Raw genomic sequence first — 13560 nt, 5'->3', positions numbered from 1 at the left:
GTATATATAAACAGTTTTTTGCCGCCTTTTGAGAAAAGAACTCCCCAACAAATACTACCTAAGTCATTTTAATGAGTTATTAGGTTATTTACAGTCAACTTGCCAATCTTTGTTGAGCGATAAACAGCACTCGCTATTACAACAATTACAGCGATTACCAGAAAATGAATTATGCTTGTTGGTTCGCTTTATGTCGCGCAAAACTCCTTTTATCGATATTCGTGAGTTGAACTATAAAGAAATAGCTGACATTGAGAGTGTTTCGATCAATCTACGAAAGATGGGGTTGCTTCGACCTGCAGATATAGAAGAAATAAAAACGCTGCTGTCGTGCCAAACAAAACCGCAGTTGATACTGCTAGCCGAGGTAATGCAGCTTGAAGGGCAGCCAGCAAAATCTGCTAAGAAAGCAACTTGGATTGACCATTTGCTATGTGCTGCGGAACCTCAGAAGCTTATTCAGCAATCAAGTTTAGCAGCCTTCCTAACTCTTTCATTTTTGCATGATGTTGATTATTTTCTATTTTTATACTTTGGTAAGTTAGGTTATAGCTTGGGACATTTTTCGATGCGAGACCTAGGCGTAATGCAGACCCGTACGGATACTCAGGTGTATCATGCTCATTTTGAACATCGCAGTGAAGCCACGAGTGCTTTTTATTATGCAGCTGAGCGTCGTACATTGGAAGATAAGACACCAGAAGAGTTAATCCAACAAAGCCAAAGAATAGCTTCACACCAAGTACCAGAAGTGATTGGCTCATACGCAGAAGCTGAATTTTCTAAATATGTTTTGTTACTGGCTCAAAAGCTTGGGGTAGAAAGCCCTATTTATGCTGAGCTATTAGAGGTAAGTGGACACCCCAAAGCAGAAGAAGTTCTGATCCGGTTTTTGTATAAATCTGGTAATGAAGAACTTGCGCGACAGAGATTGGAAAAGGTCATTGAAGGTCAACATGATGAAACGTTGATGATATTTGCTGAGGACTTCTACGAGCGAAAGTTTAATAAAAAGCGCACTTCTATTTTAACCGACATGCTCAGAGCGAGCCCGCCACCGATTTCGATTGAAGAGGCATATAAAGGGCAAACTGAAGCTGGAGTTATCGCGCATTACAAACGTCAAGGGATAAATGCGTATCATGTGGAAAATAAGTTGTGGCTCTCTTTGTTTGGACTAACGTTTTGGCAGGAGTTATACCGTCACCCCAAGAGTATAATGGCGAATGAATTTTCAAAAACGCCCTCGATATTAAAAGAAAACCGTTTTTATGAAGTGCTTGAAGCCGAGATCGATGAGCGGCTTGCTAAGCTGAGCGACGCTCAAGTCTGGCGGATGTGGCTGCTCAAACAAATGAGTGAGCATTACGCAGAACCTAATCGTTTGTTTCACTGGCATGAAAAACTACTCGAACCAATTGAAATGTTATTAAAACATATACCGGTTAGTAGCTTAAAAAAAGTCCTTCAAATGATGTGTAAAAACTTTAATTCGATGCGCTCTGGCTTCCCTGATTTAATGGTGATCGATCAACAATCACGCATGCGGTTTGAGGAAATAAAGGCGCCGGGTGACAGTTTGAGTCGTAGCCAGCTGGTGAATATCTCCAAGTTATTAAACTGTGGCATACCAACAGCAATCAAAACAGTGAAATGGCAAATCACGCCAGATCAACCCTATGTGGTTGTCGATGTTGAGACGACTGGCGGAAATAAAGATTTTGATCGAATTACAGAGATAGCATTAGTTAAAGTCATTAATGGCGAGATAGTTGACAAATGGCAGTCACTTATCAATCCGATGAGACGTATTCCTCAAAGAATTACGGAGTTAACAGGTATTACACAGTCGATGGTAACTGAGGCTCCGAGGTTCGCTGAAGTGATTGAGAAGGTAGAGCAATTTTGTTTGGGTGCTATTTTTGTCGCGCATAATGTTAACTTTGATTATGGTTTTGTAAAACACGAGTTTTTGCGAGCGAATGTTGATTTCTACCGCGCTAAGCTTTGCACTGTAACACTTGCGAGGCAACTAATACCTGGTTTACATTCATACGCACTTGCCCCATTATCAAAGTCATTAGGTGTAAGCCTAAAAGACCACCATAGAGCGATGGCTGACGCTTTAGCGGCCGCAGAAATTTTTATACATATCAATCAGCTTAGGTTAGCACGATAATGTCGATAACTCGGCTGGTACACCATCAATTGGCATTATTTTGGGGAATAGCGGTATGGCTTGGGGCTTTATGTGTCAGTCAGCTTCCTTGGCATGTAATTTTCACGATAGCAATACTTGTGTTTAATAACCTTTGTATTTTCATTTTATTCTGGTGGGACAAGCGTTCTTCAACACTCGCACATTCTCGTGTAGCAGAGAAAAATCTACTGTTGGCAGGGTTACTAGGTTTGAATATCGCAACACCTATAGCCATGTTTGTTCTCAAACATAAAACGATTAAACCAAGCTTCAATTTTAAACTGCTAGCGGTACTGTTTTTTCAATCTTTGGTCTTTGGAGTGTTATTCGTTAATCTATTTATCTTGCGCTAAATAGCGGTTTTTAGCATTTTGTATTGAAAATTTTTTGTATATGGCTAATTATCAATACACTGAATAGATGTTAAATAGAGAATAATAATGAGTAAACTTGAAATACTTTTGAGTCAGTATGGTAAGTACCATCGCAGTAGAAAGAATATATTAACCCATTTTTTTGGTATACCCTTAATTGTGCTTGCCATTGTCGGCCTCACTTTTGTACCGTTATGGCAAGTTTCAGGGATCACCATCACACTTTCTGCGCTTCTTGGCGTAATACTGTGCCTATACTACCTTTTTCTATCCCCTTTATTTGCGCTAATGATGAGTATTGTTATTGCTGGATTTTACTACACCGTATTTATCGTCAATCCAATGCTTATCGAAGTTGAGATAGCAACAACATTGTTTTGGGCCGGTATGTTCTTTGTTGGATGGGTATTACAGTTTATTGGTCATTACTTTGAAGGAAAGAAGCCTGCATTTGTTGATGATCTGATTGGCTTAGCGATAGGGCCATTGTTTGTGTTGGTTGAATTTTTGTTTTTACTTGGTCTATTCAAAGAATTGGAAAATACCATTATTAACAATGCGGGAGAATACAAGTAAATGAGCTTGTACTCTCTTCGCTACTATTACCGACAATAGTTGCGTTACACCATGAAACTAAAAGCTTTACCCTAACCACGTTAGCATTTTTTATTTGAAACAACCAAATAGTCTAAGCTTTGGATTATTAGTGCCTTCCTAGTAGTCGGTTCAAGTGAAAACTGCCAAGCTATTGGCGTGTACATTCGCCCTGCCTACGGGCGTAGATATTTTAGCGAAAGCAGGGCGCGGTGGCTGCGAAGTTATCTACGAGATTTCGCCTACAAGTAGATTAGTCAAGCAAAGTGACATTAAACTTAGTGGTTTAGCCTAAAGTCGGCTGAGTAAAATCCCTTTTCACTCAGCTAGCAGTATGGGTGAATATGTGGCTCCTAGTTGCAATGCTGAGAATAGAATTATTGCAACATTTATCAGGAAGAAAGTAGCTTATACCAATTTTCTTAATTAAGTGGTCTATTTTGAGGCGAGAAAATCTTATTGATAACCCCGCTACCGCGTCCTGCTATCACCAAGGTACCCACCTCCGTGTAGGCAAGGCAAAAATTTTGCTATTTCGTTGTTCTAAATAAGAAGTTTTTACCGCTGTTAGCGTCAGACTTACTCCTTCAAATTGAGCAAGTATTAAGTCAAATTGGTATTATATCGTCATTCGAGTTTCTAGCTTAGAGCCTTTTATTATGGTGATATCTTGGCAATTTAGCCTTACACGACCACAGCGTGTTTCTAGTAAAAATGAGGCTTCAGGATAGTCATCACCGCCTGAATCAACAAACTGCTTTCGAGCACGATGAACCATGATATTCATATGATTGGTCTGAACGCCTAATGCTTTGGCTAAATCATCGCGATACATCCAGCCTTGAACATCCGATTCTAGACCTGCATCTTTGTCTTGAATTCGAGCTCTAGCGAGCAATAACAACAAGTAGTGATGACTTCTTACACCCAGATCTAAATGTTTGTGGTCTATGTTTAAGGATAACTGTGTATCCTCCTCATCTTGACTAACATTAAACTCAAGTGCCATGGGCTTAGCTGCTTTTTGGCACTCCAAATGTTTGGTCACTGCAATGGTCGTAGCGGAAAAAAACATCCACTGATCATTCATTAACGAAATAATACTACCATCGATAAGCGCTTGACGATCTGATGTGTTTAAATCTTCTAAGAACCAATAACTGAGTAATTTATCATAGTAAATGATATGTTTTGGCTCATCTTCACTTGGAAGAAGTAACTGATTAGTGACTTCTATCACTTTTTGGTTGTTAGACTGAGAGACTAAGTATTGGCATTCGGTTTGTAAATTTGCTGCCACAAAAGAGTTTTGACCTGGCGCTGCAAAGTCAATTTTGTCATTTTCAAAGAGTTGATAGGGTAAATTTTTATCAAGTTTTTTATCATTGATCCAAATACCGTTGGTGCTCACATCTCTGATAAACCATTTGTTCTCATTGAGTTCAATAATGGCATGGTGTCGTGAAACTCCAGGCTTGTCTATCAGAGTATCTACACTGTATTTATAGCGACCGATAGTGTGGTAGCTTTTAAGATAGACTCTTTCGAGTTTCTGTTCGTCGATTAAATAAGCCATAGTTAGTTCCGTATAACTTTGATGAAAATTTCATGCTTGTCGCATTTTACCATATTTAACTCAGCAGAGACTGCATTTGGGTTATAAGAGGTATAAGTGCCGAGCAGCATACAATCTTATTCCCTTCTACTCAATAATAAAGACCCACGAGGTGGGTCTCGTTGAGGGAAGATTTAACCAGTACTTTAATACTGGACTGGCCCAACTTGGAATAACAGTTGTTTTAGTTTGATGCGAAACCCAATAGGTCAGGCCGTTTGTCTGTAGGGTGATAAATCCTAGTCAACACTAACAGTCTAAGAGGTTTATGAAAATTAAGCCATTACACAGCATTACACTTAAGTTACTGCCTTGTTGGGCATATCAGCTTGAATTAATTTCTGACATAAACCATAGTTAATGAAGAGACCAACATAAAAGCAGTTGCACAAATTTTGTAATGTTTGTAGAGCGATAGGTATCAATACCTCACCCAAACCTAATGAGATCTAACTTCGGTTTTAGCGTCGGCTCTTCCTTTTTTATTATCACGTTTTTGAATGATGACATACGTACTAATCGTAGCGTCTCCAGACATGCTAGGAGTATATCATGGGCCAATACAAAGCGCTGAAAACAATAAAATTACAAGGAGAGTTTCCACTCTGTGATCATTTTGATTCAGAGCCACTAAGTTTAGACAGCACTGCTCTAAAAGTAGTGACCGACTTTACTCGAAGGCAACCGCAAGTAATATCAAAAGATGTGGATATAGATCATGCGTTATACATGATGAAAAACGGCCACGTACGTTCAAAGTTGGTTGTTGATGATGACGATAACTTTCTTGGTGTGGTTAATTGCCGTGATCTTTCAGGGCGTAAAGTATTGAGCGTAGCACAAAGGAAGCAAATACCAAGAGAAGAAGTTTGCGTCGAGGATGTGATGACAACAAAGGATGATCTTCATGCTGTTTCTTATGATGTTGTGGCTAAAAGTACAATCGGTGACGTGCTAGAGACGCTACAACAGTTAGGTTTACAGCACGTGCTGTTGTCAGGAGCTGATGGGTTGAGAGGTATGATTTCTGCCAGCGACATCGCAAGAGCACTCCATATACCTGTTAGTATTTTACAAAAACCAACCTCATTTAAAGAAATTTTCGATGTGATCAGTGGACGTGAAGATTTTACTAATTAAGCAAAAATATAGATGATTAGTGAGGAAACTCATTAATCATCCAAAGGCTAGGTTTGCAGGCTTTTCGTTTTACAAAAGCGAGTTAGGTAATTAGGTACTGCAAAAAGCCCCAGCAAAAGCTTAATATGAGGGTCGGGAGTTGCTTTGTAAGAATTTTAGCGCCCCACAAATTGCGGCTACTTGACCGACTATGCAGCTTTCTGGCGTCGCATTTTTACCATCTGGGTACACTTCGGTTGTCGTGACGTAAGGTGCATTTGTCATCCCCATACATAACCCCAGTGCTGTCCCATCATAATTTATTACACCAAATTGCTCTATTGGTACACCAATCAACTGGTTGTTAATATCTGAAGGGGCTATTTGGGTGACTGCTTTGACCTCTTCGATGACACACTTTTGAAACTCTGCCGCTGGTTTTTGAGTGTGACCGACTAAATAAAAACCATCAGGAATGTTCCAGTTGTGATTTTCTTTGCCATCTCTTGCTGCTAGAGCTGGTCGAAATTCTGAGTTATCAGAGTCCGTCGTTTCATGTAAATCAATGTGGCATAAGATGTTATTTGATTTTTGCAGTACAAATTGAGTAGCTAATGCAGACTCTTGTGCTGGACTATTATCATAAAATGAACGATTGGGATCGATAGCGTCAGGATTCCAGCGGTTAATTGTTTCGTAACCCCAAGGACTAAGGCATGGTAGGATAATAAAGTTATATTGTTCCTCATACTTCTTAGCTTGAGTGCTAGCAAAGTGAAGCGCGCCATGTACTCCACTTGTCTCGTATCCGTGTACGCCACCGGTGACCAAAACTGTTGGGTTGTTTTCGTTCCAGTGCGAAGTAGTAAGGGCGTATAAAGTGTAATCTTGGGTTTGGTAATGTAATTGACCATACTCTGTTGTTTCAAAAGCATGTTTTAATTGCTCAATTTGAGAAACTACTTCATCATTATAGGAACGTTTTACGGACTGGCGTTCAAGCCATTGCTGTTTCTCTGTTTTGCCCCAAGGTACACCTGGTGTACCTATCGGATATTGTCTTTGCATGCTAACCTCTTTAAAGTTTGCATCATCATACGCAATAGCTTGTTTGTAACGCAACCCCAACTACCAGCGTTTGAAACTGTCTTAGATTAGAAGTAGCCAAGTACTTTTAAACTGCGCTGTTGCGCTTGGCTCGGTTTAAACGACCAAAGCCTTAGCGTCCTGTTAGCCATATGGAGCTTGGTATAACTAAACCAAAGTATGCGTTCAACCGAAATTTTTTCTACTTCTTCAGCGGGTATGTAGTATTTTTGACCAAATAGGGTTTGATAAGCTACTCCTTGATTACAAACAATCACTCTGCTTTGACCACTGAAAATAGCCCAAACCCCGACGATGATATAAAAGATGATGGCTGCTGATAGTGCCATTTGTGCAAAAGAAAACATGTAGATGTTGTCAGATATGAGCAACGCATCTAATGCAACTAAGCCGAGGGCAAAAACAGACAGGGAAATAAAAAATGAGAGGTTCATTCCTAGTTTTAACTCTTTCACAATTGTTCCTATTTACTTCTATTAATCAAAGAGCGTGCAAATTATTGCAACAAGATGAATCAATTGTGGAGGCTAGGAACTTTTCTATCTAATTCATTCTTTACTATGATAGGTGCGGTTCTTTTTGGTTAATTAGTATGGTTAACATTCCGAGGAGTTGTAATGTGGTAAATAGTCGCCACATCGTCTGTAATTTAACATGTGATATTTTTAATATGACAAATACTAAAAGTTAGCATATTGTTTAAGTCTATGTGGGTTACTTTTAGTCTTGAAATACCTATTTTGGTATTTTGCATTAAAAAGGTTAAGGAAAAATTATGAAATTTGAACAACTACTAAATCACTTTGACACTGGTATTTGTGTTGATCAAATGCAAAAAGAGGCGCTTATCGACATCGCAATATTGTTCATTGGAGTAGATGGAGTGATATGCGAAAGCGAGAAACATATTGTCAGAAAGTGGGCAAAAAGTTTGCAATGGAATTCCGCGATAGATTTGGATAGTTATATAGAGGACAGCTTATCAAAATCTGTCGTTGCGATAAAAAACAATGATATTGAGGCTTATGTGCAACATCGTATGAATAACATTGTGGATGAGCCGATGAGAAAATTAGCAAAAGATCTCGCTATACGCGTGATTGAAGCTGACGGTAACGTCAAGCAAGCTGAAAAAGAAGCATTAGCCATTCTTGAAGCTGAGCTATGATAGCTTATACGCCATCATTTAAGCAAAATAGAGTGAACCAAGGCACTTTTATGGTGGTTCACTCGATACTTGATACTCAAAGTAAGTCAAAAAGCTCCTCTCTGTGAGATTTTGAATAGAAATCTAGGTTTACTAGTTTATATGTGAATATTTAGACCTTACCTGATAACCCTTTAGGGTAAATTATTAAGTTTTTGAAAACTGTTGGATCAACCGAGTTTGTTGTTCAATTTGCGCAAGTAACTCCTTACTTAACTCAAAAGATCTGTCTCCATGTTCAGTACCTTTTTCAGCCAATGTGGTTACGCTCTCGACGTTAATACTGATTTGCTTAGCAACACAGCTTTGCTGTTCAATAGCTGCAGCTACACTGCGATTTAGATCCGCCAAGCGGATAACATGGCTCTGAATTGTGTCCAGACTAGAGCCATTGTTCATCGCTAGGTTGACACTTTGGCTCGACAGATTATTACTTTTTTGAACTGATTCGACTGCAGAATTTGAAATCTCGTTCAGTTCTTGTAGTAATTGAGTTATTTCTTCTGTGGAAGACTGGGTTCTTTGTGCCAAAGTGCGAACCTCATCGGCAACTACTGAAAACCCTTTACCGTGATCACCTGCTCGTGCAGCCTCAATAGCGGCGTTCAGCGCCAACAAGTTGGTTTGGTCAGCTATTGAATTGATGACACCGAGAATATTTTGTATTTTGTCGTTTCCCGATACTAAGCGGTTAACTGCATTATTTACTTCCATTAGGTGGGTATCAAGATAATGAATTGAATCTATTACATCTTTGACTGCTGATTTCCCCAGTCCTGCTTGCTGTTCAGACTTTGAGGCTGTATCGGCTGCATGATTTACATTTTCAGAGAGTTCATCAATCGTCTGTGAGAACTCACCCATGCACGTTACCATCTCTTTTGTTTCTGTAGTCTGTTGTTTTAGTAACTCAGATACAAATTGGCCACTTTTTGTAGTGAGGCGAGCATTCTCACTCACTTGTATTGATACATCATTTACGCGTCCGACTACGGCGGCAATCTTGGCCTTTTGCATTTCAAAGGCAAGCATAATATCTGCAACCCTATCTTTCGAACCACCATATATCGTCGACATAATATCATTATCAAAAATACACTTTGCTTGGGCAAGAACACGGACATATTTGGCCCTAAAATTAAGTGTAAGCAGAGTAACTATTAGTAATAAAAAAGCAGGAAATAGTGTAAACCAGTGACTATTAAATACGGGCGTTAGGGCAAGTGAAAGGATGGTTGCGACTAACAAGTATAAGATAATTAATGTACTGTCAAACCTGTAAATTTTGGATTTATTATCAAGAGTTTTATAGGCGCTCTGTGCTCGCGCTACCACCTCAGGACTTGGTGCTGTCCTCACAGACTGATATTCAACAATTTCTCCCTTAGTGTCTCTTATTGGTGTAACAAACGCGTTGACCCAATAATAATCACCATTTTTCGCTAAATTTTTAACTGGACCCATCCAAGAGTCACCACGTTGAATAGTAGACCACATATTCTTAAAAGCAGCTTTTGGCATATCTTTATTTCGAACTAAATTATGTGGCTGGCCTAACATTTCCCCAATGGTATATCCGGCAACTTCGCAAAAAGACTGATTTGCATAAGTAATACGACTATCCAAGTCTGTTGTTGAAAGTAAAATACTATGCTTATCCAACTTTATTTCCCTACCTACTATTTTTGGCATTATTGTTTATCTCGGTAGCTTAAGACTGGAGAAATATAAATCTAAGACTTTATAGTCAGAAGTATTTTTTACAAAAGTGGGATACTAAAGCGATGTTCTATGATTGAGATCATTATTTGGTAAGTCACCTACAGCCAAGCAACATTGCGTCTGACAAATCAATAGCGGTCACTATAAATCATGTTAAGAGTTAACTTCAGAAGCCGTGAATCTCGGGGTTGAGCTTACACTCAATTTTCGCAGATTAAGTTAATAATTTTGAATCTAGATAGTCTACTCAATGAAGCTTTTTACGAGGAAACAATTTAGCCTAAGCAAGCTAAAATTATTGAGAACCATTCGCATTATTTTGGAGTGTTTGCTTAGTTGGCAATAACTATCAGTTAGACAAAGCTTTTGTAAAAACAACGGGCAGAAATGGTCGAAATAAATTGTACCTTTACCAGTTACCCGTTGTTCAACAAAGTTCTATCGAGACATATTTTATGCTTTTGATAACACAGCGATAAAATATGCTGGAGAGTGCTCGAAGCTATTCAAGGATACCTTGAGTTGATAATCCTTATCTGTTTTTGTTTGTGAGTGGCCATGAGAAGTACTCTGATCATTTGAGATTTTTTCTGCGGAATAGTTAAACGCGCAACTAAAGCAGTTCTTTTCACTATAAGGACACTCAATACCAATAGCGAATTCATTTAATTCTTCTCCAGTTACGGGATCGTTGATGGTAAATGAAAACCCAGCTTGCGTGCCAATTAGAGCGCCTTCCTTTTTAGAAGTTGACACAAGCCCTGCAAATCTGCAAGAGTCATTAGGAGCAGATTTATTTTCAACCATGCCCGGTATCAAACTCGTATAAACGAGACACTTACCATGTTTGTCATGTCGATGAAGGTACTTGATGTCTTCGCCAGTATTATTGACGACATAAAGAATACACTGTGCTGACTTATCAAAAAACCAAAGGATAGGGATCACAAGTGCAATAAATGTTGCGACTACGATGTCTAGGATTTCAGCTACTTCTTCACTATCAGCAAGTAGCTCATCAATCATTTCTTCCATTAACTGCTTGGTGAGCTTTCCCTCATCTTTAATGAGCTTTTTCTTCAGTTGTTCACACATTTTATTAGTAATTGCAGCGACTTCATGCTTAATAAAAACTGCAGTAACCTGCTGTGATGTAGGGTTTGGAGGAAGATCTTTAAGTGCAGCAGACAACGTGAGTAACTGCTTACAGCAGGTTTCTATTTCATCACCCTCTGCAGAATTCATCTTTTCAAACATTTCAGATGTGATGGCAATTGCACCCTGATTACTAGGTTGATCAGTAGAAGAAAGTGATAAGAGCATCTCATTTTGAACGTCATAGAGTTGTTCAGCCGTCTGTGCTTGCTCAAACTTTTCTGCCCAATTCGGAAATACGTTTTCAAAACTGGTTTTTAGGTCTGCAATAATGTTTTCATATACGCTCATGGTTTTTCCTTAATGACTTTGGTTAATATCATTTTTAGAATAGTTGAGCGTCTAAAAAAGCGTAATTACACGTTGTTACAGGTTGTTACAGTATCGATTGGTGTAAAAAATGCAAAAAGAAATAGGCTCTATTACTTTTTGGTATTTGAGGTAAGTTATAATAGATTTTCCTGAAATATTCTTAGTTTTCTGACGGGGTTTCTGTGCTTTTTTACCAAGATTCGGTCATAGCTATGACGGTATGCGATTGTTACGAGCGTGAAAATAAATAAGAATGAAAGCAATGTGTATGCACAGCTTAGGAAAGTGCTATAACTTATTGAACAGGGTGAGGAAAAGCTGGTCGGCATAGCAGGATTTGAACCTGCGACCCCTGACACCCCATGACAGTGCGCTACCAAGCTGCGCTATATGCCGACTTGGTGACTACTATACGGATTTTTTTTTGAAAGGCAATAAGTGGTTGGTTTGTTTGGACATTAAATGAACTCAAGTGCGTATTTTTGTGTTCGTTTTCATTAACGTTGGGTCGTATAAGAAGAAAGCGCACTAAATATAAGCATTAGTGCGCTGTATTGGTCTACTTAGTCCAAATACCTTTTGGTAGTGTTTTTTCTACTTCAGGGTTGGTACTCGGATCAAACTCGGGGGTTACTCCGGCTTTAAGCTGCTTTTTATAATCGGTAGCAAGCCACAGCACAACCTTGCGAAGCATAAAGAGTGCAACCACGTTAACTACAGCCATTAACCCCATTGAAATGTCGGCGAGGGTCCAAACTAATCCGAGTTCACTTACTGCACCAAACATGACCATACCTAATACACAAGCTCTAAACACCATCATTCCTTTCTTTGAATGATGATCTAAAAACAGCAGATTGGTTTCTGCGTAACTGTAGTTGGCAACAATAGAAGTAAAAGCAAAAAATAAAATAGCGACTGCAACGAAAGTTGCACCCCATTCTCCTACATGGTGAACCAACGCAGATTGCGTTAACTCAATGCCGGTCAGGCCAGAGTTTGGCTCAAGCTGACCAGATAAAAGGATAAGCGAAGCTGTCGCGGTACAGATCACTATAGTGTCTACAAATACACCTAGCATTTGCACATAACCTTGCGATGCAGGATGGTTCGGATTTGGTGTTGCACTTGCTGCTGCGTTTGCAGCGCTACCCATACCGGCTTCATTTGAGAATAGGCCGCGTTTAATTCCTTGAAGCATAGCTTGCATTACCGCGTAGCCAATAGCACCAGCGCCAGCTTGTTCGATACCCATTGCACTTTTTACTATTAACATGAATATATCAGGCAGCTGCGCAAAGTTTACAGCACAGACGTACAGCGCCAGCATAAGATAAGCAACGGCCATAAAAGGAACGACGAGCTCGGCAAAGCGTGCAATAGTCTTTAAACCACCAAAGATGATAATCCCTGCCGCTGCCGCTAACGCAATACCCATAATATGCTTGGGCACATCGAAGGCAACTTCAAATGCTGCAGCAATGGAGTTTGCTTGCACTGCATTAAAGACAAAACCAAATGCGAGAATAAGACAAAGAGAGAACAACACACCCATCCACTTACGTTTTAAACCCAACTCCATATAATAAGCAGGTCCACCACGAAATTTCCGTCATCATCTTTTGTCTTATATAACTGCGCTAAGCAACTTTCAGCAAAACTGGTCGCCATACCAATTAAGGCGATAAGCCACATCCATAATATAGCACCCGGACCACCTAGATAGAGCGCGACACCAACACCTGCCATATTACCGGTACCGACGCGAGCGGCTAATGATGTACAAAATGCCTGGAAAGAAGAGATACCATCTTCAGCGCCCTCACGGCTTTGCATCATTACCTTCACCATATACGGGAATTGGGTGAATTGAATAAAACCGAGTCTAACAGTGAAAAATACACCAGCAGCTATTAATAGATAGATAAGTAGATGGCCCCACAATAGACCACTTATCGAGTTTAAGATATCAGCCATATATTTAGCCTTTTCCTGAGAACGAGTAAATAATGGGGCGGTAATCTACCACAAAGAACAACAAAAACTGAAATTAGTGCATGTTATCCACAGAAAATGTGGATAAGCTGTTAGGGTTTTGTGGGTCAAAACGTGTTTGAAAAATAAATAGAAAAACTTCAAAAAAAGGGTTGCACTT

10 protein-coding genes, 1 tRNA gene and 1 pseudogene are annotated in these 13560 nt (G+C 39.4%); 5 read left to right on the top strand and 7 right to left on the bottom strand.

Annotated features, from left to right (window positions below; translation table 11 throughout):
• The first annotated feature begins 28 nt into the window (after positions 1-28).
• From D9603_RS08305 to D9603_RS08295, 3 genes are all read left to right on the top strand, one after another.
• Entirely contained in the window at positions 29-2179 is a 2151-nt protein-coding gene (locus D9603_RS08305; protein WP_128730944.1) for an exonuclease domain-containing protein, read from the top strand.
• Positions 2179-2553, top strand: a complete 375-nt coding sequence (locus D9603_RS08300; RefSeq protein ID WP_125253022.1) for a DUF1294 domain-containing protein — start codon at positions 2179-2181, stop codon at positions 2551-2553. The genes D9603_RS08305 and D9603_RS08300 overlap by 1 nt, the downstream gene beginning before the upstream one ends.
• 87 nt (positions 2554-2640) lie before the next feature.
• Entirely contained in the window at positions 2641-3150 is a 510-nt protein-coding gene (locus tag D9603_RS08295) for an Mpo1-like protein (protein ID WP_128730943.1), read from the top strand.
• A gap of 637 nt (positions 3151-3787) precedes the next feature.
• On the opposite strand, the gene D9603_RS08290 is transcribed toward D9603_RS08295, so the two are convergent.
• The gene (locus D9603_RS08290; RefSeq protein ID WP_125253019.1) at positions 3788-4744 is read right to left on the bottom strand and encodes an FHA domain-containing protein; all 957 of its coding nucleotides are present in this window, start codon (positions 4742-4744) and stop codon (positions 3788-3790) included.
• Between the two features lie 591 nt (positions 4745-5335).
• On the opposite strand from D9603_RS08290, the gene D9603_RS08285 reads away from it, so the two are divergent.
• Positions 5336-5923: a CBS domain-containing protein gene (locus tag D9603_RS08285; protein ID WP_125253018.1), complete on the top strand. Its 588-nt coding sequence runs from the start codon at positions 5336-5338 to the stop codon at positions 5921-5923.
• Between the two features lie 120 nt (positions 5924-6043).
• On the opposite strand, the gene D9603_RS08280 is transcribed toward D9603_RS08285, so the two are convergent.
• Together D9603_RS08280 and D9603_RS08275 are read right to left on the bottom strand one after the other, a co-directional pair.
• Positions 6044-6970: a M14 family metallocarboxypeptidase gene (locus D9603_RS08280; protein WP_128730942.1), complete on the bottom strand. Its 927-nt coding sequence runs from the start codon at positions 6968-6970 to the stop codon at positions 6044-6046.
• An 86-nt stretch (positions 6971-7056) separates the two neighbouring features.
• Positions 7057-7464 (bottom strand): hypothetical protein, encoded by a 408-nt coding sequence (locus D9603_RS08275; RefSeq protein ID WP_128730941.1) that lies wholly within the window; start codon positions 7462-7464, stop codon positions 7057-7059.
• Positions 7465-7784: 320 nt separating this feature from the next.
• Between D9603_RS08275 and D9603_RS08270 the strand changes: the two genes are divergently transcribed.
• Positions 7785-8177, top strand: coding sequence for a hypothetical protein (locus D9603_RS08270; RefSeq protein ID WP_128730940.1), 393 nt, complete (start codon positions 7785-7787; stop codon positions 8175-8177).
• 186 nt (positions 8178-8363) lie between these two features.
• On the opposite strand, the gene D9603_RS08265 is transcribed toward D9603_RS08270, so the two are convergent.
• From D9603_RS08265 to D9603_RS08250, 4 genes and pseudogenes are all read right to left on the bottom strand, one after another.
• Positions 8364-9878, bottom strand: a complete 1515-nt coding sequence (locus tag D9603_RS08265; protein WP_241651620.1) for a PAS domain-containing methyl-accepting chemotaxis protein — start codon at positions 9876-9878, stop codon at positions 8364-8366.
• 513 nt (positions 9879-10391) lie between these two features.
• A complete protein-coding gene (locus D9603_RS08260; protein ID WP_128730938.1) occupies positions 10392-11384 on the bottom strand; it encodes a hypothetical protein in 993 nt (330 codons plus the stop codon).
• Between the two features lie 340 nt (positions 11385-11724).
• Positions 11725-11801, bottom strand: a tRNA-Pro gene (locus tag D9603_RS08255).
• 163 nt (positions 11802-11964) lie between these two features.
• Positions 11965-13382, bottom strand: a pseudogene (locus D9603_RS08250) (sodium:alanine symporter family protein).
• Positions 13383-13560 lie beyond the last annotated feature (178 nt).

The sequence above is a fragment of the Pseudoalteromonas sp. PS5 genome (assembly GCF_004103255.1).
Taxonomy (GTDB): Bacteria; Pseudomonadota; Gammaproteobacteria; order Enterobacterales; family Alteromonadaceae; genus Pseudoalteromonas; species Pseudoalteromonas peptidolytica.
This window is presented reverse-complemented; position numbering and strand designations above follow the sequence as displayed.

Excerpts from the sequence above, each read along its gene's own strand:
- D9603_RS08300 (WP_125253022.1), top strand. The coding sequence starts at position 2,179 with ATGTCGATAACTCGGCTGGTACACCATCAATTGGCATTATTTTGGGGA.
- D9603_RS08295 (WP_128730943.1), top strand. The coding sequence starts at position 2,641 with ATGAGTAAACTTGAAATACTTTTGAGTCAGTATGGTAAGTACCATCGC.
- D9603_RS08290 (WP_125253019.1), bottom strand. The coding sequence starts at position 4,744 with ATGGCTTATTTAATCGACGAACAGAAACTCGAAAGAGTCTATCTTAAA.
- D9603_RS08285 (WP_125253018.1), top strand. The coding sequence starts at position 5,336 with ATGGGCCAATACAAAGCGCTGAAAACAATAAAATTACAAGGAGAGTTT.
- D9603_RS08280 (WP_128730942.1), bottom strand. The coding sequence starts at position 6,970 with ATGCAAAGACAATATCCGATAGGTACACCAGGTGTACCTTGGGGCAAA.
- D9603_RS08270 (WP_128730940.1), top strand. The coding sequence starts at position 7,785 with ATGAAATTTGAACAACTACTAAATCACTTTGACACTGGTATTTGTGTT.
- D9603_RS08260 (WP_128730938.1), bottom strand. The coding sequence starts at position 11,384 with ATGAGCGTATATGAAAACATTATTGCAGACCTAAAAACCAGTTTTGAA.